This is a genomic window from Calothrix sp. CBUCES-K 9914, from assembly GCF_059640475.1.
In genome coordinates, this window is record NZ_JBXXZH010000046.1 from 1 (window position 1) to 24,958 (window position 24,958).

20 protein-coding genes are annotated in these 24,958 nt (G+C 38.9%); 11 read left to right on the forward strand and 9 right to left on the reverse strand.

The window, feature by feature from the left end:
* Positions 1–182: 182 nt before the first annotated feature.
* The 3 genes from AC2JBO_RS12995 to AC2JBO_RS13005 all read right to left on the reverse strand — a co-directional run bounded on the left by AC2JBO_RS12995 (position 183) and on the right by AC2JBO_RS13005 (position 4,022).
* The gene (locus AC2JBO_RS12995; RefSeq protein WP_496954075.1) at positions 183–2,144 is read right to left on the reverse strand and encodes an ATP-binding protein; all 1,962 of its coding nucleotides are present in this window, start codon (positions 2,142–2,144) and stop codon (positions 183–185) included.
* A gap of 139 nt (positions 2,145–2,283) precedes the next feature.
* Complete coding sequence (locus tag AC2JBO_RS13000) at positions 2,284–3,486, reverse strand: FAD-dependent monooxygenase (protein WP_496954076.1); 1,203 nt, start codon at positions 3,484–3,486, stop codon at positions 2,284–2,286.
* A gap of 71 nt (positions 3,487–3,557) precedes the next feature.
* A complete protein-coding gene (locus tag AC2JBO_RS13005; protein WP_496954077.1) occupies positions 3,558–4,022 on the reverse strand; it encodes a DUF2141 domain-containing protein in 465 nt (154 codons plus the stop codon).
* A gap of 259 nt (positions 4,023–4,281) precedes the next feature.
* Between AC2JBO_RS13005 and AC2JBO_RS13010 the strand changes: the two genes are divergently transcribed.
* The 5 genes from AC2JBO_RS13010 to AC2JBO_RS13030 all read left to right on the forward strand — a co-directional run bounded on the left by AC2JBO_RS13010 (position 4,282) and on the right by AC2JBO_RS13030 (position 9,707).
* A complete protein-coding gene (locus AC2JBO_RS13010; protein WP_496954078.1) occupies positions 4,282–4,443 on the forward strand; it encodes a hypothetical protein in 162 nt (53 codons plus the stop codon).
* Between the two features lie 98 nt (positions 4,444–4,541).
* Positions 4,542–5,780: an LL-diaminopimelate aminotransferase gene (locus AC2JBO_RS13015; protein ID WP_496954079.1), complete on the forward strand. Its 1,239-nt coding sequence runs from the start codon at positions 4,542–4,544 to the stop codon at positions 5,778–5,780.
* Positions 5,781–5,881: 101 nt separating this feature from the next.
* A complete protein-coding gene (locus AC2JBO_RS13020; protein ID WP_496954080.1) occupies positions 5,882–6,148 on the forward strand; it encodes an HMA2 domain-containing protein in 267 nt (88 codons plus the stop codon).
* A 376-nt stretch (positions 6,149–6,524) separates the two neighbouring features.
* Positions 6,525–7,760 (forward strand): site-2 protease family protein, encoded by a 1,236-nt coding sequence (locus tag AC2JBO_RS13025; protein ID WP_496954081.1) that lies wholly within the window; start codon positions 6,525–6,527, stop codon positions 7,758–7,760.
* A gap of 15 nt (positions 7,761–7,775) precedes the next feature.
* Positions 7,776–9,707, forward strand: a complete 1,932-nt coding sequence (locus tag AC2JBO_RS13030) for a tetratricopeptide repeat protein (RefSeq protein WP_496954082.1) — start codon at positions 7,776–7,778, stop codon at positions 9,705–9,707.
* A 62-nt stretch (positions 9,708–9,769) separates the two neighbouring features.
* On the opposite strand, the gene AC2JBO_RS13035 is transcribed toward AC2JBO_RS13030, so the two are convergent.
* The 6 genes from AC2JBO_RS13035 to AC2JBO_RS13060 form a co-directional block, all read right to left on the reverse strand.
* Positions 9,770–10,546 carry a trypsin-like peptidase domain-containing protein gene (locus AC2JBO_RS13035; protein WP_496954083.1) on the reverse strand — a complete coding sequence of 259 codons (777 nt, stop codon included), beginning with the start codon at positions 10,544–10,546 and terminating at the stop codon, positions 9,770–9,772.
* Positions 10,547–10,581: 35 nt separating this feature from the next.
* Positions 10,582–11,841 carry a M28 family peptidase gene (locus AC2JBO_RS13040; protein WP_496954084.1) on the reverse strand — a complete coding sequence of 420 codons (1,260 nt, stop codon included), beginning with the start codon at positions 11,839–11,841 and terminating at the stop codon, positions 10,582–10,584.
* A 145-nt stretch (positions 11,842–11,986) separates the two neighbouring features.
* Positions 11,987–13,225, reverse strand: a complete 1,239-nt coding sequence (locus AC2JBO_RS13045; protein ID WP_496954085.1) for a sensor histidine kinase — start codon at positions 13,223–13,225, stop codon at positions 11,987–11,989.
* A 197-nt stretch (positions 13,226–13,422) separates the two neighbouring features.
* A complete protein-coding gene (locus AC2JBO_RS13050) occupies positions 13,423–13,698 on the reverse strand; it encodes a hypothetical protein (protein ID WP_496954086.1) in 276 nt (91 codons plus the stop codon).
* Positions 13,699–14,059: 361 nt separating this feature from the next.
* Complete coding sequence (locus AC2JBO_RS13055; RefSeq protein WP_496954087.1) at positions 14,060–14,872, reverse strand: MinD/ParA family ATP-binding protein; 813 nt, start codon at positions 14,870–14,872, stop codon at positions 14,060–14,062.
* Between the two features lie 12 nt (positions 14,873–14,884).
* Positions 14,885–15,940 (reverse strand): Tll0287-like domain-containing protein, encoded by a 1,056-nt coding sequence (locus AC2JBO_RS13060; RefSeq protein ID WP_496954088.1) that lies wholly within the window; start codon positions 15,938–15,940, stop codon positions 14,885–14,887.
* A 392-nt stretch (positions 15,941–16,332) separates the two neighbouring features.
* Between AC2JBO_RS13060 and AC2JBO_RS13065 the strand changes: the two genes are divergently transcribed.
* The 6 genes from AC2JBO_RS13065 (at position 16,333) to AC2JBO_RS13090 (ending at position 24,889) form a co-directional block, all read left to right on the forward strand.
* Complete coding sequence (locus tag AC2JBO_RS13065) at positions 16,333–16,806, forward strand: hypothetical protein (RefSeq protein ID WP_496954089.1); 474 nt, start codon at positions 16,333–16,335, stop codon at positions 16,804–16,806.
* A gap of 24 nt (positions 16,807–16,830) precedes the next feature.
* Positions 16,831–18,198 (forward strand): hypothetical protein, encoded by a 1,368-nt coding sequence (locus AC2JBO_RS13070; RefSeq protein ID WP_496954090.1) that lies wholly within the window; start codon positions 16,831–16,833, stop codon positions 18,196–18,198.
* A 12-nt stretch (positions 18,199–18,210) separates the two neighbouring features.
* Positions 18,211–19,638, forward strand: a complete 1,428-nt coding sequence (locus tag AC2JBO_RS13075; protein WP_496954091.1) for a vWA domain-containing protein — start codon at positions 18,211–18,213, stop codon at positions 19,636–19,638.
* A 119-nt stretch (positions 19,639–19,757) separates the two neighbouring features.
* Positions 19,758–20,903 carry an ATP-binding protein gene (locus AC2JBO_RS13080; protein ID WP_496954092.1) on the forward strand — a complete coding sequence of 382 codons (1,146 nt, stop codon included), beginning with the start codon at positions 19,758–19,760 and terminating at the stop codon, positions 20,901–20,903.
* A gap of 333 nt (positions 20,904–21,236) precedes the next feature.
* Complete coding sequence (locus tag AC2JBO_RS13085) at positions 21,237–24,056, forward strand: DUF5682 family protein (protein WP_496954093.1); 2,820 nt, start codon at positions 21,237–21,239, stop codon at positions 24,054–24,056.
* A gap of 65 nt (positions 24,057–24,121) precedes the next feature.
* Positions 24,122–24,889 (forward strand): gamma-glutamyltransferase, encoded by a 768-nt coding sequence (locus AC2JBO_RS13090; protein ID WP_496954094.1) that lies wholly within the window; start codon positions 24,122–24,124, stop codon positions 24,887–24,889.
* The last annotated feature ends 69 nt before the right edge of the window (positions 24,890–24,958 follow it).

Genomic DNA, 24,958 nt, shown 5'->3' on the forward strand with positions numbered 1-24,958 from the left:
ATGTAGATGTTCGGACTTTTTACCGCAATCCGGGCATACTGCGCTTTTAGTCTTTTTACTTACTGATAAAATTAAGACGGAACCCTCTTGTAGACTTGATTCTACCACTACGTCAGATAAATTTAATAGTTGAGTAAGGACTCTTTTCATAATTAATTTTACTTAAACGCTGAATAAATATTCTAATATTTTAGCACGTTAAGTACGCAAGAGCCGGAATTCTGAGGCGCCGGCTGTTTATCCTCAATTGACAGTGCAGTTAAAGCAATAATCGGAATTTGAGAAAGTTCGGGCACTTCTCGTATACGCTGTATAGCAGTCAAACCATCAAGTTGTGGCATTTGGACATCCATAATGATTAGCTGAGGTTTATACAGTTTCGCTAGCTGAATAGCTTCTAAGCCATCGCACACAACTATTGTTTGATAAGCTACTTTTATGAGAAATTCACTTATTAACTCAGCGTTTGTAGCATTATCATCTACAATTAAAATTAAGGGTCGATTTAAAGATATATTTGAATCAACATTACTGGTATTCTCAACCACGATATTGGGGATTAGAGGTTGGATAGAATCATTAGTGTTTAAATTATGAGTATTAATATAAGGTAGGATAACAGTGAACGAACTTCCCTTACCTACTTCGCTAGAAACTGTAACGATACCATCATGCATGTGCGTGATTTTTTGTACTAAAGCTAACCCCAAACCTGTGCCAGAGTATTTGCGAGACAGCGAACTCTCAATCTGCATGAATGGTTGAAACAATTTACTCAGATTACTATCATCTATTCCAATACCAGTATCATCAACTCTAAAATAAATTTGTTTTTTTAATTTATCAGTATCAACAACAAGCTTGACGCTTCCACCATTTAATGTAAATTTTACAGCATTGCTTAAAAGATTGATTAAAACCTGGCGTATACGTAGTTCATCAATCCAAATTTTATCTATATTTGGAGCGATTTTGAACGATAAATCAATTCTTTTCTGACTTGCTTGCTGTTTAATAAAACACCAAATCGAACTACATAAAGTATTGATATTTACTAAACTTTTATTTATTTCTAGCTGACCAGACTCAATCTTTGCTAAATCTAAGATATCATTAATTAATTCTAAAAGGTGCTGCCCACATGTCTTAATACTTGATACTGCCTTTTTTTGTTTTATCGTCAAAGGCGCATAAACTTCATCGAGCAAACCTTCTGATAAACCTAAAACTGCATTTAGAGGTGTACGTAGCTCGTGACCCATATTTGCAAGAAACTCGTCTTTCATACGAGTCGCGCGAGCTAACTCCTCTGTTCTTAGCTCTAATTTTTGCAAAGCTATTTCTAAACACCTGTGAGTACTTATATCTTTCACAGCAGCTACAGCAAAAATTTTACCGTTGTAGTTAATTTGCGCTCCTCTAACTTCACCATCAAATGCGCTACCATCTTTACGCATACCAGTAACTGTATTATAGTATTTTTGTCCCGTCTTGACCATCTCAATGAACTCAGCAAAAACACCATGCGAACTCTCATGTATATACTGAGTCATCGGAGTAGCAAGTAATTCCTCGTATGAACAACCATGCATTTTACAGCTTGCAAGATTTGCTTCAACAAGGCGCCTTGCTTCTATGTAATATACAAATATACCATCACTTACAGTATTACAAATACTCTGCATAATCATACTGTAATTTTCTTGTTCGAGCAAAATATCTTTTAAAGCTGGAATAATACTTGTTTTACTAATTAACCCCTCTATTTCTGCATTTTCATCTAGTATCAGCAGATAATCAGTTTGATGATCAAATTTATCTAATATACAACTAACATTTTTGATTTGCGCGCGTGACAGTGTTACCAAAGGTTGAGTTACCGTATCTGCAACCCTTACAAATTCTAAATTTTTCCCTGCTGCTATTAAATTAACTATATCTATATCTGTTAATAGCCCTATAGGAATGGAGTTATTTAAAACTACTGCATTAACGTGCGTTTGTTTCGGCGCATCTTGATATATAAAACTAATAGCCTCTGCAACAGATACATCAGAAGCGACTGAAGGACAAAATTCGATTACCTTGTCTAATAACATCGGCAGATGATTAGACCGTATTGCCGACAAAAATTCAGCGTACATCCTGATAAAATACTTTTTAGTAGGTAATACAAATAAGAATTTTAACCTATTTTTTCTAGATTCACTGTGTAATTAAAAGTATTTCTGTTACATTGCCTTGCGATTGATATCAAATATCCAAAATGAGTACAGGGTTACGTTACACTTTTAAACTAACTTGAGTAACACCGACACGCATCTCATGCTGACGTTTTACCCAGTCGCGGCGAATTTTTCGACGCAACAAGCGGGCGCCCATAAACATGATTGGACGTAAAAAACTATACTTCCGCAAAATTTCTGCTTGGTCTGCTTCTTCAGATTGTAATTGCTGCGCGCGAATAATTTCTGGTTCCCGTTCGGCTTGAATGTTAGTAAGTGCTGCATCAATGTTGGCACCTGTAGCTTTTGCTTGTAATAACGGTACAAGATGATTAGCAGTGACAATGACATCACGTAATGCAACATTTATACCTTGCGCGCGGATAGGTGACATTGGATGTGCAGCATCACCTAAGAGTATTACACCAGGTGCGTACCAAGAAGGACAACGACCAATAACAACAGATAGTTTGATTGGTCTAGAGATAGTATCTGCATGGGTTAAAATATGTTCAGCCATCCAAGATGGGGCGACTGAAGCAAATATAGGTGCCCATTGTTCAGGATTTTGATCGATTGAGTCGGATGAAAACAATATCCAAGACAAATGTAGCTTACCTTCTTCGGCGCCGTGAAAAAGACCAAAGCTTCTATCTCCGTTGGAAACGGCGTAAAATATATTCTCGGATACAAATTTCGGACTATCGGCAAGTTTAAACCAGAGAATATCTATATCTTTGGGTTGTTTCTCTAGATGCAAACCCGCGCGTTGACGTATAACAGAGTTACGACCATCTGCCCCAATTGTAATATCAGCAAAAATATCTCTACCATCTCCAAGCTTGACACCTGCAACCCGGTTATCAACCCGCAATAAATCTTTAACTGGAACTCCTTGAATAAACTCAAACTCTGAATATGTTTGAGCTTGTTCAATTAAAGCTGTAAGTAAAGGTGGTTGTGATACTAATGTACATGGTGGAAAGTTAGGCTCCATCGGTTCAGCAACACGAAAAAGTGTTTTTTTGCCTAATATCACTTCCCAAGCATCAAATGAGCGGTGTGGTATTTGCTGTAGTATCTCAGATAAACCCATTTGTTTGAGGGCGTCTAAACCACTTGGCATTAACCCTTCACCGCGAAATACTCGATGAAAGTCTGTAGCTGCTTCGACTAACGACACAGTAATGCCACGTTTGACTAAAAGTAAAGCCAGCGTGGCGCCAGTTGGACCTGCCCCTACAATTACGACTTGCGGCATTACTGCACCTCCTTTTTTGATCTATTATATTCCGGGTGGTAATATAATTTGCTCTGCGTGGATAATCTGAATCAACCACCAAGTAAATATTGCAATTGAATTTGGATATTTGTGTTTAGTCCTGCAACAAATACAGTCGAATCACCGAATTTGGGTGGACCAAAACGTATGACTGGGTTGTTGGAAAAACCAAAACCTCCTGTGGGGATGCCAAGAGGATTGCGCTTGAGGGCGCCATTACCAATGGTATCATGAATTACGGTAACAGCATAAGTTCCTGCTTTCAAATTAGCAAAAGTAACTGTTTGAGAAGTTTCTGTAACTTTTACACATTGGGAAACCACCGCAAATTTGCCATTATCAGGAAACCCTTTACTATTGGCAAAAACATTTAGACAAATCTGTCCTTTTAGACTTTTGATTCCATCAACACGCACTGATAATTTCCCATTAAAGCTAGCTAAAGCTTGAGGTACTAAAATTGAACTGGCAATTACAGTAGAGATTAAAACTACCACTTTTAAGTATTTCTTCATTACTTATACCAATAGAGTTAAAATAAATTTCACGGCTTACGTGTATAAAACAGGACAGAAAGCTAAGTTACATTAACATTGTGAATAACTTACATGCACGCTATAATTTGTACTACAAAGCCTGGTTTTCTGTTAATATAAGAGAAAACTGTAACAAAACGTGCAAATTATGTCATTAGCATCCACTGGTCAACCATTAATAATTATGACATAACGTGGGTTAAGTATAGCAGGCAGCCGTATCACTGTTTACGATGTTATGGATTTTCTAAAAGCTAGCTACTCACCAAAATTGATTCGTGATAAGTTTAATCTTACAGACGAACAAATTAACGCAGGGAAGAAAAAAATCGCGAACACTTTGCTCAAATTGCTACTACACGTCACAAACCCAGAACAGAAGCGCTCTGGGCAAAACTAGAAAAGCTATTCTGCTTTGAACATACTAAAAAGTTGATAAGCATAGGATTGCGAAGCGCGGTAAACTAAGTTTCTTAGGTGTCTTAGCTATCCAACGAAATGGCAACAATCAACGATAACTACCTCAAACTCAAAGCTGGGTATCTGTTTCCAGAAATCGCGCGTCGGGTGAATGCGTTTGCACAAGCAAATGAGTCAGCTAAAATTATACGGTTAGGAATTGGTGACGTTACGGAACCCTTACCTGAAGCTTGTCGAACTGCGATGATAAAGGCAGTTGAGGACATGGGGAACCGAGAAGATTTTAAAGGGTATGGTCCAGAACAGGGGTATGCTTGGTTACGAGAAAAAATTGCCCAGCACGACTTCCAAGCGCGCAGGTGTGATGTTGACGCTTCGGAGATATTTATTTCCGACGGTTCTAAATGTGACTGCGGTAATATTCTAGATATCTTCGGGAATAACAATACTATCGCGGTGACAGACCCTGTATACCCTGTATATGTGGATACAAACGTCATGGCAGGACATACGGGGGATGTGAATGAAAAAGGTGAATATGACGGTTTAGTGTATTTACCTATTTCTGCTGATAATAACTTTACTGCCCAAATACCTTCGCAGAAAGTTGATTTAATTTACCTTTGTTTTCCTAATAATCCTACAGGCGCCACTGCGAGTAAGGAACACCTAAAAGCTTGGGTTGAGTATGCGCTCAGGAACGGTTCGATAATTTTCTTTGATGCAGCTTACGAAGCGTTTATTAGCGACCCGAATATTCCTCATTCTATCTACGAAATTGAAGGCGCCCGTGACTGTGCCATAGAATTTCGGTCTTTCTCTAAAAATGCTGGTTTTACTGGAACTCGATGTGCTTTGACAGTTGTACCCAAAACGCTAATAGGAAAAGCTGCCGACGGTTCCGATGTGGAAATATGGAAACTGTGGAACAGGCGCCAGTCTACCAAATTTAATGGAGTTTCCTATATAGTGCAACGCGGCGCCGAGGCAGTTTACTCAGATGAGGGTAAAGCGCAAACCAAAGCTTTGATAGACTTCTACATGGAAAATGCCCTTATCATCCGTGAGAAACTTACCGAAGCTGGCATTTCTGTATACGGTGGTGTAAATGCCCCTTACGTTTGGGTCAAAACACCAAATAACTTATCTAGCTGGGACTTCTTCGACAAACTGCTGCACACCTGTAACGTTGTCGGAACACCTGGCTCAGGTTTTGGCGCCGCAGGTGAAGGGTACTTCCGAATTTCTGCATTTAATAGCCGCGCGAATGTAGAGGAAGCAATGAAACGTATTACCGAACGTTTTAAAGTCTCATAATTTTAACTGATGTAACAGACCAATTATCTGTTACATCTACTCATTGTTAAACGCATTATTATTTAATTAAGCGCATTAATATAGCAATCAGCAAAATTATCATGTCTCAACATCACACACAAGTAGTAAGTAGCACTCCTGGACGAACCAGATTTAGAATATATTCTGAAGATCGTAACCAAGAAGAAATGGAGCGTATTGTTGAAAATTTACAGGCGCCACCTTTTGTTGATAGTGTCGAGTACAACGATAAAACAGGCAGTATCCTTGTTCATCATGATACCAGTGAGGAAGCACTTCAGGCAATTAAGGATATCATGCAAAACTTAGGCATTACTTTTAATGATGTTACAGGCGCCAGTGAGTAGTGACTAGATGGATATCTTATAGATAAGCCCGAATAATAATCAAAAAAATACTTATGTACTGTGCATAAACTTAAAAACACTCCATATAAGTTAGTAGAAGGCTAATTCAAGTCTTCTATCAATTTACAATCTAGGAGATTAAATTTATGAAGACTACAGATAAACCAGAGCTAAAGCAGATGAAGAAATTTGTCATCCGTGAAGCTGAAACTCTTAAAACAACGCGACCATCAACTTACGGTAGTTGCTGTTGCCGAGTCTGTTAATTATAAAAACATCTGACTCACGTTTGATTTGTTTATACATTGATTTTTGCAATTTTATATAAAATCGCTACTTTAACAGTAGCGGTTTTCACTAATTTGGAAGAATATTAATGAGATGTACGAGCGATTCTCTGGTTGCGGTTTACCCGTTTAGCAGGCAAATTGATGGTGAAGAAGTTGTTATCGGGCGTTTAGAAACAAATTCTTTTTTAATATTACCATTTGATGCTGTAGAAATACTAGATTATTTGGCATTGGGAAAGACAGTTGGCGAAAGTCAATTAATTTATCAAGAAAAGTATGGTGAGTTGCCTGATATTGAGGATTTACTCCATATCCTTGAAAGTAAAGGTTTTGTAAAGATTTTATTTGAATCGGAAGCAAACTATAATGTTTTAACATCTACACTCAAACCATCAGCATATCCGACTGCAAAAATAAATTACCACTTTGCTAACTTTCCTCAATCACTTGCTCAAAAATTATTTAGCCGTCCAGTTTTAATTGGTTGTTGTATTCTCTGCGCTTTAACACTTCTTGTTATTTTTAAAGACCCTACGCTTATTCCCAGTTGGGAAGCTTATTATTTTCCTGAAAATACTACCTTAATGATTGTAGGGTTAGCTGTTATCGATTGTATAGTAATATTTCTACATGAAATGGCTCACTTGGTAGCAGCGCGCGCACTTGGTGTTTCTTGTCGCATAGGTATTAGTAACCGTATGTGGATGCTAGTTGCGGAAACAGACATGACTGGTATTTGGAGCGTTAACAGAAAGCAGCGTTATCTTCCATTTCTAGCTGGCCCGCTTTTAGATATAGTATTTGCAGCTATTATTACACTCGTATTGTTTGCTCAAAAACATGGCTGGATTATTATGTCTTCAGTAGTTTATCAACTGAGTCGCGCGGTGTTATTAAACTACTTGTTAGGTTTGTTATGGCAGTGTTATTTCTTCATGCGTACAGATTTATATTATGTGATTGCTAATTTCTTACGCTGTAAAAACTTGATGAAAGATACTGAAGTATTTATTCGTAATCAAGTCAGTTGGCTAATTCGTAGAGTGCGTCGAGTTGACCAATCTCATATCCCTGCAAAAGAAAGAGTTGTAATTCGCTTATATGCTGTTTTATGGTTAGTAGGGAGAACTATAGCACTGGCATCTTTAATTTTTATTACATTGCCTTTAATGTGGCACTACTGCATAAAACTATTTGTAGTTTTAAATGCTGGTTTTTTCGCTAATCCTTACGCATTTATTGACGCACTTTTTCTAATATCACTTGCTTGCGTACCTCAATTAATTGGTCTTGGACTTTGGATTCGTAGTTTTCGTGCATAAAATAGGTAAAATTGTATGATTTTAAGTATTGACTCGATTAACAAGACTCAACACTTGCTTCAAGAAGTTGGTCAGGTAATAGTATTGAAAGCAGCGTCAGGTGAACGCCGTTATCAATTCTTACAGCAATGTCTTCAAGAAGCTCATGATGTTGTTGGAACGAAAGCTTTATTGTTGAATTGCGATAGAATTGGCGGTCCTTGGGCTGGCTTAAATGATTTATTAACCGCTATAATTCCCCAAGTTCAAGTACAAGCACCTGATTTAATTGTAAAGTATGATTACGAGTTAACTAGAGTTTTGCCAGCATTACGGCGTACTATATCCGCGCGTTATCCAAACTTAACAGATATTGCTATCGAACAAGAGCAAATTCGCAATTACCCCGCAGACCGAGCATTGCGGGTTATCCACGGTATTATTGATTTTCTTACTGCTTGGTTTGAACGTTGCCAAACTTCAAAATTGATTATTGCTTGCGATAACTATGATTTATCTAGTGGTTTGCTAAGAATATTTTTTGCTCAATTGATGCGTCGTCGCGCGCAAAAGTTGAACTTAACTTTGATAGTTACAGTTTCTCCCACTATAACAACTGTAGCACTAAAAGATGTTATCGGTAAGTTTAATCAAGATTGTTTGCAACACGTTAGCCTTAATTTACCCATTACTGAAGAATCAGAAATTTCTGGACAAATGGCAATAGCTGTTGAGCTTGAAGAACAGTTGAAGAATGACCTAATTGAGCAAGAGATTCATTTACCAAGATTGATTAAATATTTACTCGATACTAACGAGCCTTTCAAAGCTTTGAAATATCAAATTAAAGCAGCCACAATCTATAATAGAAAAGGTTTTTATGAAGAAGGGTTAAGTTTTGCTCTGGATGCATTAGTACAGTTAGAGCGTTATTGTCCTCAAGACTTGGAAAAACGCTGGTTAATTGATTCAATGTTATACACTAGCTACGTCGCGTTGGATAAACCTCTGAAAGCATTAGATGTAATGGAACAAGCCATGCAGCGAACAAATAACCCTGACAATTTATTTAGGGGCTGTTTTATGATGGCAATGTTATACATTCGTGAGTTGAAAGAAAGAGATATTGAAGCAGCAGAATTATACATAGAACGGGGTTTAAAAGAATTAGCTTGTAGCAATATGCCATCCGACTTAAAAATTTTTCATACAAGTTTTAATCGTAATGGCTTGGCATTAATTCGTTACCGTCAAGGTAGATACCAAGAAGCTATCGACCTTTGTCAGTGGTGTTATGAGCAAGTTAACACTTTTATTCAGCCAGACGAACATCTCCTTTATCGCTCGGTCTTACTTTTTAATATTGCTCAAGTTTATGATTTTACTGGCAATTATACAGAAGCTATTAATTACTTTACTGCTGCAATGGCAATTGACCCAAATTACTCTGAATATTACAACTTACGAGGTAACTTACATTTTAAGATGGGTCAAAAAGAAAATGCTTTATCTGATTATCTAAAAGCCATTGAGTTAAGCGCACCTTATCCAGAAGTTTGGGCAAATGTTGGGCAGTGTTATCGGCATTTAGGTGAATTTCAAAAAGCAGTAGATGCTTATTCCTATGCTCTTGATTTGCAGCCTAATGAATTCTCGGTATTAGTAGCACGTGCCCAAGTATTAGAAATGTTAGGTGAAGTCAATAAATCGTTAGCAGATTATAGTACAGCGTTAGCTATTGATAGCAATCAGCCATTTGTTCTTGCAAATCGTGCTATCCTCCACTACGAAGCTGGGCGCCATCAAGAAGCCTTAGATGATTTAAATCAAGCGATTGCACTATCACCTGAAACTGCCGACTTGTATCAAAATCGAGCAATTGCTTTTACTGCTTTAGCAAAAGATTCAGAGGCAGCACAAGACTTAGAGACTTATTTGCAACTTACGTCTATGACTCAACTATTTTGAAAATATATACAGGCGGGGGGACAGGCGAGACACCTATCCTACGATTTAAATTATTTGTTACATTAACTTGCTTGTGATATTAATTGGTTTGCTATTTGCTGTGCTTGGTTGATGGGGATGGCAAAACCTAAACCTTGGGCGCCTTGAATTATTGCGGTGTTGATACCAATAACTTGTCCGCGTTGGTTTAAAAGTGGTCCCCCAGAGTTGCCTGGGTTAATAGCAGCATCGGTTTGGATGAAGTTCACATTACGACCACGGGCGCCGATATCACGACTAGTTCGACCAGTACCGCTAACAATTCCAACTGTAACAGTATTATCTAAACCTAGTGGGTTGCCTATTGCTATTGCCCACTCACCCGGTTTAAGTCTGTCTGAGTTACCTATGTTAACAACAGGTAAATTTGAAGCTTGAATTTCTATAACTGCTACATCCATACGTCGGTCTTCTCCCAAGACTCGACCTGGATATCGGCGCCCATCTTTAAGAGTTACCGTTACTCGGTCGGCGCCATCGACTACATGAGCATTCGTAAGAATTAAGCCATCACGTCTAAATATAAACCCGGAACCTGTACCGCGCGCTACTCGTGTACTGTCAAAGCTATTTGAACTAGTAAAAGTGCGTGAAGAATCAATACGTACAACGGCGGGTCCAGTTCGCTCAACTGCAGCAGCAATAAAATTATCATCACCTGCAACTGGAAGCGCTGAAGTGTCGGCGTAAGGCTGTTGTGTTAAAGCTGGAACAACTTGCGGCCCAGCAAAAGCAGCTATTGCTCCAAATGTCAATAAAGTAATGGTAGCTATTGTACTTTTATTAGCAGTAAAAGACATTGCAAGTATCCTAGTGTGAGTAAGTAAGTAAAGTATTAATTAGTAACTAAGCGTTTGAAAATATCCAAACCAGCCTGAGTAGTTTCATCAAGCAATTTTGGATCAACGGTTTTATCATTCGGTGTATGGTAGTTTGGCTCCATACCTCGATAGAAAAACAGAATAGGTACACCTTTGGCAGCAAAAGGAGCATGGTCACTGGCGCCGTTTGCGTAGCTGGCGCCAAATAACTCAGCTTTCGGTTCAACAACTTGTGCTATTTTGGTTAATTCTGAACTACCACCAACTAGCAATTTGTCGTTTACTCCAACCATATCAAAGTTCATCATGCCTTTTAGTTCGCTAAGGAACTGTGGAGTTGCATTCTCAACAAAAGCGCGCGAACCATGCAACCCGTCTTCCTCTCCATCAAAAGCAATAAACCAAGCTTGACGCGCGAGCGGTGTTCCAGACACTTTGCGCGCAATATCAAGCACGACTGCTGTTCCCGAAGCATTATCATTTGCTCCTGGGGCACCTTCCACTGAGTCAAAATGACCACCCAGTATGACTTTGGGTTGCGTAACACCTTCTTGATAAGCGATGACATTACGCCCTGCTAGCTCTATATTTCGACCATTTGCATCTAGGTTGACATTTAGCGGTGCCGTTTGTGTACGTGCAATTAATTTATCACCATCATCACCCGATATTCCCAAAACAGGTATTTTTGATTCTTGGGTCAGCGTACCGTAAGAAAGGCTACCCGGTTTGTTATTGACTATAATTACCCCAACTGCACCAGCATTGACTGCATTGCTAACTTTTTCGCTAAACCGAATTTCTCCACGTTTAACTATTGCAATTGCTCTTAGTACGTTAACTCTAGCAAAATCGCTTGTACGTCCAAAGTTGGGTACTGATACCAATCTACCTGATAGCTTACCAGGCGCCGAACCTTTAAACGCACTTGCTTTGATAGTTGTCCCATCTACCGTTAAACTGGAACCTGCATCTCTAAATTTTGTATAGGTAAAATTTTGAATCCTGGTTCTGTAACCAGCTTTGCGATACTGTTGCTCTATATAAGCGCTTGCCTTCTCGTTAGTTGGAGTACCAGCAACGCGCGGCCCGATGTTAATTAAATTTTGTACATCTGTATAAGCTTGATTATAAGTTTGATTTTGAGTTCTTTGTTTAACTGCTGGTTGCTGTGCCGTTGTAACGTTTTGAACCGCACAAGCAGCAGGTGTCAGTAATAATGTTGTTGTCAGTACAACCTTTAGCCATGATTTTTTTTGTGGTTTTACGGACATAGAGAGTTGTCAGTGCTTGTTATACATATAGTGTGTAAGTTAAATATGACAAAAAAATGTCAGCATCTGTTTTAAGATAATCGTAGGGTGCGTGACGCTACTAGTCCTATAACTACGTTGAAATTTTTTCGTAGCGTCACGCACCCTACAAAAGTGGTAATTGAATCTGAAAAGTTGATCCCTGTCCTAAAACGCTATTTACACTTATGTGTCCTTGGTGTGCTTGTACTATTTGTTTAACAATAGCTAACCCTAAGCCAAATCCTCCTGAGTTTCTTGTCCGTGCTTTATCTACGCGGTAAAATCGCTCGAATATATGTGGCAAGTCTTCGCTTGGAATACCAACACCATCATCTTTAACTTGAATAACGGCGCCGTGTTTTTGAAGTAATAGTCTTAACTCTACACTTTTATCAGTGGGAGTATATTTAAAAGCATTATCGAGCAGGTTAATAACAGCTTGTTTGAGCAAATCAGCATCAGCTTTTATATATACAGGCTTTTCTGGAAGTTGCACGGTAAAATTAGAATGGTTTGTTTGCTGCTGATATTCAAAAGCCAGTGTTTTTAGTAGTTCGACAAGGTTTACATTCGGTAATGTTGCTAAATTAAGGGCGCCTTCGTGTCGTGATAAGAATAGTAAATTACCAACTAAGCTACTCATCGACTTGGCTGTTTTTGTGATATTCTCTAACCTAAATCGCTGTTCGGTTTCATCGTATGGTGGCATCAGCGCTACTTGTGCATTACTTAACATAGCAGCAATAGGCGCCCGCAGTTCATGAGAAGCATCGGCGGTAAAACGCTGTAATTGGTCGTAAGCTCGACGAGTTGGTTGCATTGCCAGTCCTCCAAGGAACCAACCTGTTATTCCAATAATGATAAAAGTTATGGGTAAACCGATAGCCAGAAATAACCTATACAAGTTTAGCGTCTCTTCAAGCGAAGTTAATGGGGTGGCTACCTGTACATACCCGATGACTATATATTTATCTTGATATTTATTTTGGCGAACAGTTAATGTGACTTCTCTTAGACGCTGCTTTGTTTGAGCTATATATATAGTTTTAAAACCTGGAGATGCAGTTAATATCAGGTCGGATGCGGCGCCTCGGTACTGAATTAATTGACGCTGGTTATTATACAATCGTATATAAGTTAAATCTCCATTAGTGGGTAGAGGGTTCTCCAGATTATCTTGATTGGCGCCGTTGTCAAGCGGTTTATTGACAAGATTCTTTGCTCTATTGAATAAACTATCATCAAATGCTTTTAGCTGCTGCTGAACCCCAAAATAATAAGCAACCCCAGCAAAGACAACAAGGATACTCCCCATTGACAGAGCGAATAAGTAAGCTAAGTTGCGACGACTGCGAGTAAACATAGTCTATTCAAAATATTGGCTATTATATAGAAATATGTTTATTGATTATCATAAACAGCCAATTCCACAACTTGTTAAAGATTATGGCGCCTGGGCAGATATTTTACTACATGAACAAGGTTTAAGGTAAATATATGCATAGACATAATCCCCCCTTCCACGCGGATGGTAGTGGGGGACTACAATCTTACAAAATTTTACACAGCGACTAATTTCGGCGCCGACTTACTTAAACGCATTAATTCATCTTCGCTAGCCAACTCATCCTCTGCCACCTCTTCACAGTAGCCTTGTGGATAGTCAAGCATAATGGTGTAATTCCAAATATAGTCTTCATCAAGCCTTAGTCCAGTAACCCTTCCTATTATCCATTTACTCGAATCACAATTACTTTTTATTGCTACGCGGGCGCCGAATGTGTGCTTGGGTGTTTCGGCGCAGATATGAGAGAACTTGATTGTAATATTGTTCATGGTTGGATATGATGAAAATACTAAGTATTGACTTTCAACTCAGACGTAAACCATAGTTTATAGGCTTACAAAATCTTTAGCAATCAGTTACGTTTTCAAGTTAGATTTAGTTGCAATGCTTGTTGTTTTGTTATATCTATTATACCATTTAAGATACCTGACAAACGCTTCATAATAGTATATTCTGTAAAGAAATGATTAATTTATCAAGCTTGTTATATTGAAGAAAGAAAATTGGTGCGTGAAGGCTACAGGTCTTATAACTACGTTGGAATTTCTTGGTAGCCTTCACGCACCCTACAACGTCAAATAAATTACATACACCATCCGTTACATCCGTTACATCCGTTGCTAAAAGGACTTATCGAAACGAGAATGGTTTTGCTGCTGGTTGCTTATCGGTTAATTGTTGTGCAATTAAGTTTACGGTTTTTGTCCAGGGATGCTCTGGATAACGCAACGAAAATATATCGCTACTTGCTAATTGAAACATTTCTTCACATACAGGCAAAATCCCTGCAACCGGAGTGCTATAGTTTTTTTGTACTTGTTTACGCAGTGCTTCTTGATTAACGCTTGATAATACTTTGTTTACAACTAAAAGCATTTTGGGGACTTCTAATTTCCGCGCGACATCGATAGTAACAGCGGTTCCTTGGTAGTCTTGCTTGTCTGGACGCAGGATAACTATTAGTACATCTGAGATAATTACAGATAGCAGCGTTTCTTCATTTATTCCTGGGTGTGTATCTATGAATAAGTAATCGAGTTTAAGATGCTGTATCAGGTGACGAAACCCGTCATTGAGTAAACGCGCGTCATATCCCTCGCGTATAATCTTAGATATTTCGTTAGTTTTTATGCTCGATGGAATTAGATAAATCTTACCTCGGTTATTATTGAACCATCCTGTTTTTTGTCGAGTTGTAAAAACCGAACTAACATCATAAGTCGCAGCTTCGAGATTACAGCGTCCCCATAGATAATCATTAAGAGTATATTTGATTTGGCTATCATCTAAACCAAAGGGAACGTGAATACCTGGTGATTGAATGTCTGTATCTACAATACCCACACGATATCCAGCGCGCGCGGTCAGCGTTGCCAGGTTAGCGGTAATATTAGATTTACCTGTACCACCACGGAATGAATGAATTGATATAATTTTAGCCATTGTTAATTTCTCCTATTTATCCCACTGATTGCGAATTTCTTTTGCTGTTTTTTGAAGGTTTTTAAAATAATCGCTTTCTTCGATCTCAGCTACTTCGCGCTGACGTTTACTCTGGTCAATTTCAACTTGTAACTGCTGTAACTGTAACTGGTATTGCTGCTCACGCGCGTAAATTTCATGCACCATATTAAGGAAAATTCTTCCCAAATACCCAAACTCATCACTGCGTTTCGCTATTTTTGTCAAGGTGGAACGTTCTACACTGCGAACCTCGCTTGTACTAACCGTATCTTGACTAATATAAGAAGCAAGTTGAGCCATAGGTTTTAAAGGTTGAATAACTCTCCACCTAAGTAAATAGTTAATGGAGCCGATAACTAATGCAAAAATTATGATAAAAATACTAATAAACATCAAAAGTGCTTTGCGCGCGTTCTCAAACACTTCGCTCGCAGGAACATAAATTATCTGAGTTCCAATAATTTGGTTTAGCTTCCAACCGTACCCATTCTTATCACCGTACAGCTTCACGTGACTTTTCGGCGCCGTTGACGGTGAAGTATGGCATTTTAAACAAGTTGCATTATTAACAACGAGCGGTTGGGCACTATAGAACATTTCTTCACCGCCTGTAGCCCGAAACCCAGATAAACTAGTATTAGCACGGTTCTGCTCAAACTTATATATCAAATTCGCCTCGAACAAATCCGCTTTATCATGGGGATTAGTTGGGTTTAATGTCGCGTCTTTATATACTAAATCCTTATATTTCCAATCCTGCTTAAACTTCTCAAATACCCTCCTCCCGCTCAAACTTGGTACAGTCTCCGGAAAAAAACGCTCTGCTGGGTTTGTTACCGAAGCCAGCAACGGTGCTATATCATTACTCGTATAACTTTTAACCGCATTAACTAATTGCATAGCCAACTGCGCTCGGTAAGTCATTTCGACAGTAGCCCTATTTTCAAGAGCTTTCGACAACGACAAACCACCGATAAAAATTCCAATAATAAAGATTATTGATAAAATCAGTGTAAATTGAGACGCTAGATTTAAACGACGTACCATTTTCTTCAGCACTAACAGTCTGTATATCTCTATATCTGGCGCCTGACAACTTATGCAAATTAAGGTGGAAAGAATAACACAGGATACCAACTTTGTCGGAGAATTTCAGCGGTAAAGCTAGAAACTAACCATTCTTGAAAGACCCGATCAATCGCGTCTCTACCGAGGCGCGTATTCAACTGAACATGATAGCATCCGTTACATCCGTTGCCAGGTTTTATTAAGTTTTTTAAGCAATACTTGACTAGCTCGATATTTTTTAGTATAAATGTATCAAGTAACTTTACTTAATTAAAACTTTCAAACACCAGAAATATTCAGTGTGATTATGGTTGTTTTCGCAACTGTAACTTAGACATCATTGTATAGAGCAAACGGGCTTGTAAGGTTTTATGCATAAGTCTTCTTTCGCTAGTCACGGTAATTACACTTCCGGTAAGCGTGATGTCAAACAGGTTCCTTTCGTTGAACTCTTTGATGGTCGGTTACAGGGTGTTGTGTCGAGTGGTTCTGATATTCAACGGGTTTACGTTTCGTCCTTTGAAGCCAAAACACTTGATTATTATTGCAGCACCAATAATAACCGTCCTTGTGGAGGGTTAAGAGGTTATCCCTGTAAGCATTTACAAGCTTTACTTGCAGAAGCTATTGCTGCTTATGGAGTTGACCAAGTTAGTAATTACCTAAAGGTATCTGAAAAAAGTGCAGGTCAGATTAATTCTATAAACGATATCCTCTCTCGTAAAGGTTCTGAGAAAAAGGAACAGAAAAGTCAGGTATTTAGCCGTTTCCTCAATTATTTACGCTATTTGGAGCTAAAAAGCGCGAATATTCCTTTACCTGAGATGACTTGGTTTGCGGAATAAGATATTTAGCAAGATATTAAATATATGGCTTTATTTAACGCACTGAATCAACTACCTGATGGTACAGAAGCAACTTTAAATTTGATTGATGACTTAGACCAGTGTTTCCTTGCTGGTTTTGCTAATTTAGCGAACGAACATTTGGATACTTTAAATGTTTTACAGCGTGTGTTTACGGGAACACCTCTACAACAATCTGTAAGTGATGCTTGCAATGCTATTCAAAGTTCTGAATATATAGAGAAGCACTTTGCAGTTTTGGCTTGCGCGCGTGCTTCGTTACATGGTTCATTATTTGATACATTACAACAACATGCGAGAGGTTTGTTAGGTCGGACAGAGATAGTTGAAATAGAAATTGAAAAAGATGATAGTCAAGTTCCAGCACATTTAAAAGTTTGGTTAGAAAGTGTGCGTCATTGGTTAATGGAAATTGCTTTAGTTGGTTACGCGCGTCTAGAGCGTGCAACATTGCTTCCTTTCATGGCAACTCTAGAGTCAATTCAAAGTGAACCATTACTTTGGCGCCAAGCTGCAATACTAACAGGATATTTTAACGAGTTAATAAGCGCAGTTCCCGTTGCAGATAACACGACAATTCCTATCTATCGTTGGGTAGATTTATGGACACAGTTAATGGTTGGTGCTTTACAACCGACTTTATTACCAAAACCAAAGCAAGTTTCTGGAGACTTAGAAGTTTTGGGAATGGACTTGCGACACCATGCAAATGTAGTTAGTTTTACTGCTTATGGTCTCTTAAATTATGACACTGTTTCCACATTCGTTAGAATTACCCAATCTGCTTATAAAGTAGATGTCATCAACGGTGAGCAAACTTGGTTATTATTTAACTCAGCGGCGCCTTTATTAAATGCGTTTGCGAACAATCAGAGTTTACGCTTGGATGATGTACCTTTGTTACCAACAGGAGATTTATTGTACTCAGGTCAAGGTAAAGTTGTTAAAGACTACAACTTGATGAATAAAGCATCGACATTTTTCACTGATAACGCTACTAATTCATTTGTACCTTGTGTAGTAGTGCCGTCAGATAGACATCCTATACAGCTTGCAGAACCAATATTTTTGAGTAATTACAAAGTGAATAACACTCATTTAAGTTGGGGTGATGCGGGTACGTTAGCAATTGCCACGAAACGCATTAGTAGTTTATCAGAATTGAATATAGAGACAATTTCCAAATCATCGCAAATGTTTGGGTTATTACGGTTTGATGCGGGACAGTGGTCAGTGCAACCACTAGCAGTGACGGTACAAAATAAAACTATTTTTACAGGGCAAAATGCAGCAAAAATAATCAAGTCACCGCCAAAAACTAGCGTTGTTGGCATGTTACAAGAACGAGCAAGTCGTTTACTTCGTGGTTGAGGTGATATAACAATGGACACAAATCAAATTGCCCAACGTCGTCAAGTTATTTACTGGCGCCTGCTTGGTAGTATGTTCGGCTTAAAAGAACAAGGTGCCAACTTTGAGCAGATGTCGAGTGAGATAGTTGACGAGTTAGGTTTACCACAATTAATTCTTGATCCAAATATAAGCATTGAGAATTTATTACATCGTTATCCAGAGTTAGAAGCTAATTTTAATAACGAGATATTACCTCACGAAGATACACAAGAGGAAGAAACAGCTACATTACGTCGTGGAATTGTTTTTTCCAAATTGTTACTAAATGCTTTTGGTCCCAATACTCAATGTAGTGTAATTACAGCACAACAATATGCGACTTGGCTCAAAGATGTCAGCTACTTGGAAAAAGCACTTGGTTATAAACCAGGGAGTATGCGAGGGCAAATAGGTGCTGGAAATAAAGGACAAAAGCAAGGAACAAACCAAAGTTCCGATGGAAACACACCATCCCCAACGGGTGCAGGAAGTGGAAAGGGTGAAGGTTTTACTGTTACAGAAGAACAATTACGCGCGACACTAAAAGCCTTAGAAGGTGAGATAATTGAGCGGATGGCATTACGCGAAGTTCTCAAAGATGACAAATTAGCGAGTCAACTAACACCCTCAATGTCATTAGTCGAGCAACTACTACGCGACAAAGCCAATTTATCAGGAAACGCGCTCAAAAACGCCAAACGTCTCATTCAAGAATATATTAACGAACTTGCAGAAATTCTAAAACTCCAGGTAGCGCAAACCGTCTCCGGCAAAATAGATTATTCAGTACCACCCAAACGTGTATTTCGTAACTTAGACTTAAAACGCACAATTTGGAAAAACCTGACAAATTGGAACCCTGAACAACAGCGTTTATATGTAGACCGTCTTTATTATCACCATACAGCAAAAAAGAAAACGCCAACGCGCATGGTAGTTGTTGTTGACCAGTCAGGTTCAATGGTGGATGCAATGGTGCAATGTACAATTCTTGCTTCAATATTTGCTGGACTTCCTAACGTTGACGTACATCTAATAGCATTCGACACACAAGTACTCGACTTAACACCGTGGGTAAATGACCCATTTGAAGTGTTATTACGAACTCAACTGGGAGGTGGTACTTATATATACGGCGCCATGCAAGAAGCTGCACAGAAAATATTAGAACCGCAAAACACGGTTTTAGTATTAATTTCCGACTTTTACGAAGGAGGTAGCGACCAAGTACTATTTGACTACATTAAATCATTAAAAGAATCAGGTTTACATTTTATACCTGTGGGAGCAGTAACTAGTTCTGGATATTTTAGTGTTAACCAATGGTTTCGCAATCAGTTGAAAGAACTTGGTACGCCAATATTAACAGGTAGCCCAAAGAAGCTGATACAGGAATTAAAAAAAGTAATTGTCGCGTAAGAGGAATGAACCACAAAGACACAAAGAACACAAAGGAATAAAGAACAACCCTCTTTCTTCGTGTCCTTTGTGCCTTTGTGGTTATTCATCCTAATTTCAATTAAAACGAGGAAATAAAAATGGCAAAAGCAAAAAGTAATACAACCAACACCGTTACAATACTACGACAACCAGCGGAAATTAAATATAAAGAAGAATTAGAATATCTTGCCTCTATAGACAAAGGCGCCAAACCCTTCTCCTGGCGCCTATCTCCACAAATGGTACGCACTTTTATATTGGGCAGTACACCAGCACAAAAACTTGACCGTCAAATACAACAAAAATGGTATGGTGATACAGCTATTGCCGAACGCGCGATAGTAACGCTTGCTTCTGATAGAGGTTTATTATTAATTGGCGACCCAGGTACAGGTAAAAGCTGGTTAGCAGAACTTTTAGCAGCAGCAATTTGTGGCAACTCAACATATGTAGTCCAAGGTACTGCAGGAACTACCGAAGACCAAATCAAATATTCTTGGAACGTCGCAATGGTTATTGCTGCGGGTCAGTCAATAGACTCATTAATTCCTTCACCATTAATGACAGCAATGCAAAGCGGAGCAATGGGTAGGTTTGAAGAATTAACGCGCTGTACATCCGACGTGCAAGACGCATTAATATCTATATTGAGTGAGAAATATGTCTCAATTCCCGAACTCAAAGCTGATAATATCGCATTTGCTCAACCGGGATTTAATGTCATTGCCACAGCAAACAGTCGTGACAGAGGTGTAAATGAACTTTCCTCAGCATTAAAACGCCGCTTTAACTTTGTTCACATGCCAGTAGTCACTAACAAAAAGCAAGAGAAAGAAATTATTTTATTCCGCACTCAAGAATTAATGAGTCGTCACGGTTTTGATGTAGACGTGCCACCAACACTATTAGATGTACTCTTACAAACATTTGCCGACCTCAGAGAAACCACAGCAGACGCCAGTTCCGACGACCAGCGTTTAGAATCTTCATTATCAACCGCCGAACAAATAGGTGTACTAGAAGATGCAATTCTTCATAGTCGCTTCTTTGGCGCCACTTCTTTAGAAGCAAACACACTCGCACGTTCATTAGTAGGTACATTAGTGCGCCGTTTACCAGAAGACGTATCAGTAATGAACCAATTTTGGCACGCAGTAGTCGAGAAACATAGTAAAGAGAAAAAAGGAGAATGGGAAAACTTTCTTGAAGGTGGTAAACAAGCAATGGAAGTAATGAAAAAATAACCCTAAAATTAATCCCCCTAAATCCCCCTTAATAAGGGGGACTTTAAGAGGAATTTTAACACCTTTAATAATAGTAAATTCAACAAAATTTTAGCCCCCCTTCCACGCGGCTACCGTGTACACACATCTTTTTATAATTCTTACATTCCTTCCCTTTGCCTTCTTTGCGTTCTTTGCGGTTCGTTAAAAAAATAACCGCAAAGGACGCAAAGGCGCAAAGAAAGAAAAGTTACTTTTAGAGACTTGTGTGTACACAGTAGCCTTATTAAGGGGGGTTGGGGGGATCAAAATAATTCCCTCTGTGTACTCTGTGTCTCTGTGGTAAAAAAGAAAATGCTTAACCTCCCCACTCTAAACACCCTACAACAGCAACTGCTCAGCGCCGCCGAAAACTTTGCAACCGACGCTCAACCCCTAAGCGACTTCCTAACAAACTTAGTAAAAGACGTAGAAACAGCAACAACCGAACCGTTAGAAATATTCCCAGTTTGTCACCACTCCCCATCTTCTGCACTACAAATGGTGCAGCGTTTACGTAAAAAGGCACCCAAAGTAATTTATCTAGAATTATGTGAAGATTTATTACCAACGGTTGAAAATTTACGCGACTGTAAATTACCCGTTGCACTTCAAGCATTTGCCGCAGAGTCAGAGACATTTTCACCCAAATTAATGCCTCTTAGTATAGTGGCGCCACTAACCGAAGCATCAGCAGAATATCAAGCAATCGCTTATTGTTTACAGCATCCTGAGACTGAGTTAGTATTTGTTGATAGAGCAGCTGATTTTGTCTTTCAATGGGATTCTAATAAACTCGAACAAGAAGAACAAGAGGAACCTGCTTCAGACGAAGCGAAAATGCACGGCGCCGCAGTTGGAGTGGAAGTTGGTAGTCTTGTTCCTACATACGAGGAATTTCTCACATTTTTATTAAGAAACTCGAATACACGTCACTTTGCTGAGTGGTGGGATCAATATGTCGAAGCTGCAATTATTGGCGCCAGTTATGATACTTATCGTCAGGTCATGTTTCTTATTGGTAGCTTAATGCGGCGTCTGGGAACAAGAAATAAAGATATTGAAACTGACCGCTTGCGTGAGCGGTATATGTGGACTCGTATTAAACAACACTTACATTCAAGTAAAATTAAACCCGATGAAGCTTTGTTTATATGTGGCGCCGCCCATATAGTTAAAGATGTTGAAGAATACGGCGTAGCTAGTGATACTTTATGGGAAATACCCGAACGTACTCAAACAAAATGGCTATATGGTTTGATTCCATCAAGCTTTGCCGCTATTGAATATCAATTTTACCACCCAGCCGGAACTGTTTCCCTAGCAGAAGCAAGTTGGAAGAAAAGTTTGAAAGTAGCAAAGTTAAAACCCTTCATCGTTGGAAAGGAAGAAAAAGCAGACAAAGCGAACAAAGAGGATAATGCTTCTGTTGAACCAGTAACAACTCCTATTGAACTAAGCAGCTTTTTGATGCGTTCACCGGAGTTTGTAGAAGCAGACAACGAACAACTGTTGCAATGGTGTGCTGATATTGTAGCTTTAGCACGTAAAAATGCGTATTTAGCTAGTACAGCAGATTCCATAGCAATATATCAAACTTCAATGTTACTTGCGGGAATAAGAAACCGCGCGTATCCAACACCATATGATTTTCAAGATGCTGCTATTACCTGTTTAGAAAAAGACCGCACACCGAAAAAACGCAATATTCAGCAGCTTTGTCAAATTTTACTTGGTGGTGACAGAATTGGTACTGTTGGTTATGCTTCATTACCACCATTAGCACAAAATATCTATGACCGTTTGGAACCTTTAAAAGTTAACTTGCTCGCGCAAACTAACCAACGTGCGCTAATGGACTTCAAGCAAAAACCCGAATTATTAGCCTGTTCACATGTACTATGGCAAATTCATTATTTATTGGGTACACATATTGTACAGCCAATTATGGGTGAGCGTAGCCTTGGATTTAAACCTGTGCAAGAATCTTGGGAAATTCGCATTGGTAAATACCAGCGCTCTATAATAATGCTGGGGTACGAAGGGGTAACAATAGAACAGGTATTAGGGCAAAGACTCAAACAATCTGCTTTTGATAGTACTGCAAAAACAAGTATTGTTCTCAAAGCTGTTGAAGATAGTATTTTATATCTTCGCAGTCCGCGTTTAACGCAAGAGTTAGGAGAACATGCGATTTCATTACTCAAACAAGAAACCGGAGTAGAAGAGGCGCCAGAAGTTTTTGAAAGAGTTCGACGTTTGGTACACTATTATCGCGCGACACCAACAGGTTTACCCAACTGGATAGAAAATTTTGTTACGACAGGTTACAGTCATTATGCGACGTTGCTACCCCAAGCGTTTGCAGATAGAGGTACTACACCCGAACAAATTACTGGAATGTTAGGGTTTATTTTCACGCTGGAAAGTTTAGCGTTGTCGTTGGGTTGTAACCGCAGTCAGTTATTAATAGGAGTGAAACTTGCAAGTCAGGGACTCGATGACCCTGCCAAACTTGGTTTACTTTGGACGACCGAATGGTTACTATCACTGCGAACCATAGAACAAATTCGTGACTTTTTTAATCAAGTCATGGATAACCCAATGCTTATAGGCGCCTTTCCAGACTATCTGAACGGGTTTATATTATCCTTGACCTTTGCTCCCCGCATTAGCCGATTTGTAGTAGAACTATTAAGTAAAGTCTTTGCCTCAGTACCCGACACTGCACTATTACCGTGGCTACCCACCCTTATTCTACGCCTGCGCCCACACGCGCAAATCTTGCAAACACTAATTAAAGAAGCATCAACTAACTTCCCCAAAACTCTTGATGGCTTCAACAACTGGCAACCAGCATGGGTAAAACCAGATGTAGTTAATACAATTACTACAGTGGCGCCTCAAGTCAGTGAACCTCTAAACGAACAACAACTTCAAGTCCAGCAATTATTATTTAATCAAAAAATAGTAACAGACACATTTGCACAGCTACTAGGAGTAGAAAAAATTACCTGGCAACTAAATGATACTAACGAAAATAAAACGAATTTATCAGAAACAGAAGCACAGATTCAACAATTAATAATGTCTAAACCAGCAATAGTGCTGTATTTAGCAGATTGCGTTGGCTAAAGCGATTACAAAAGATAGTAATCTAAAAAATTATATGCTTTCAAACGCATTTCTTCTGAGAATCCATGTTTACCAGGATAAATTTGTCGTTCAAGCTCGCCAGACAAAAATGCATCTTACAAATCGAAGCAATAAAACTAGCTTTTGCTGATTTATATAAATATGTTGCTGATGAACGTTTTTTTACTACACCTACCGAGCATTTTCTTAACCCAAACTATGCAGCAGGGCGCCGTAATTTAATTACAGACACAGCTATCTCACTTGCTTCCCCTGGACTACCAACGGGTGGAACAGTATATTTAGCAACTGCGGATAATGACTTAATGGTATCTTTTATACAATCAAATTATCACGGCTTTGGTAGTGGAATACTCACACATAATACAGGTATTGCATTACAAAACCGAGGTTATGGATTTACGTTAGAATCAGGACACGCGAATCAATACGCACCAGGTAAACGTTCATTACATACAATAATTCCAGGTTTTCTCACTCAAGACAATCAACCTATTGGACCATTTGGAGTCATGGGAGCAGCAATGCAACCCCAAGGACATTTACAAGTAGTAACCAATATGGCTGATTATGGCATGAATCCGCAAACAGCTTTAGATGCTCCTAGATGGCGTTTTAATATTGGTTCTCAAGTATATCTAGAACCGAGTGTTCCGCAACTCATAGCTCAACAACTTTCAGCGCGCGGTCACGATGTAGAATATAGTTCAAATATTGGGCTTTTCGGTCGTGGTCAAATTATTTGTAGACATAATGGGGTTTTGATAGCTGCAAGTGATTACCGCGCGGATGGGTTAGCAAGCGTTTTGTAATACAGCAATTATTTATGTGTAGGGTGCGTTACAGCTTGAAAAAATTGGCACTAACAATAAAAATTAAAC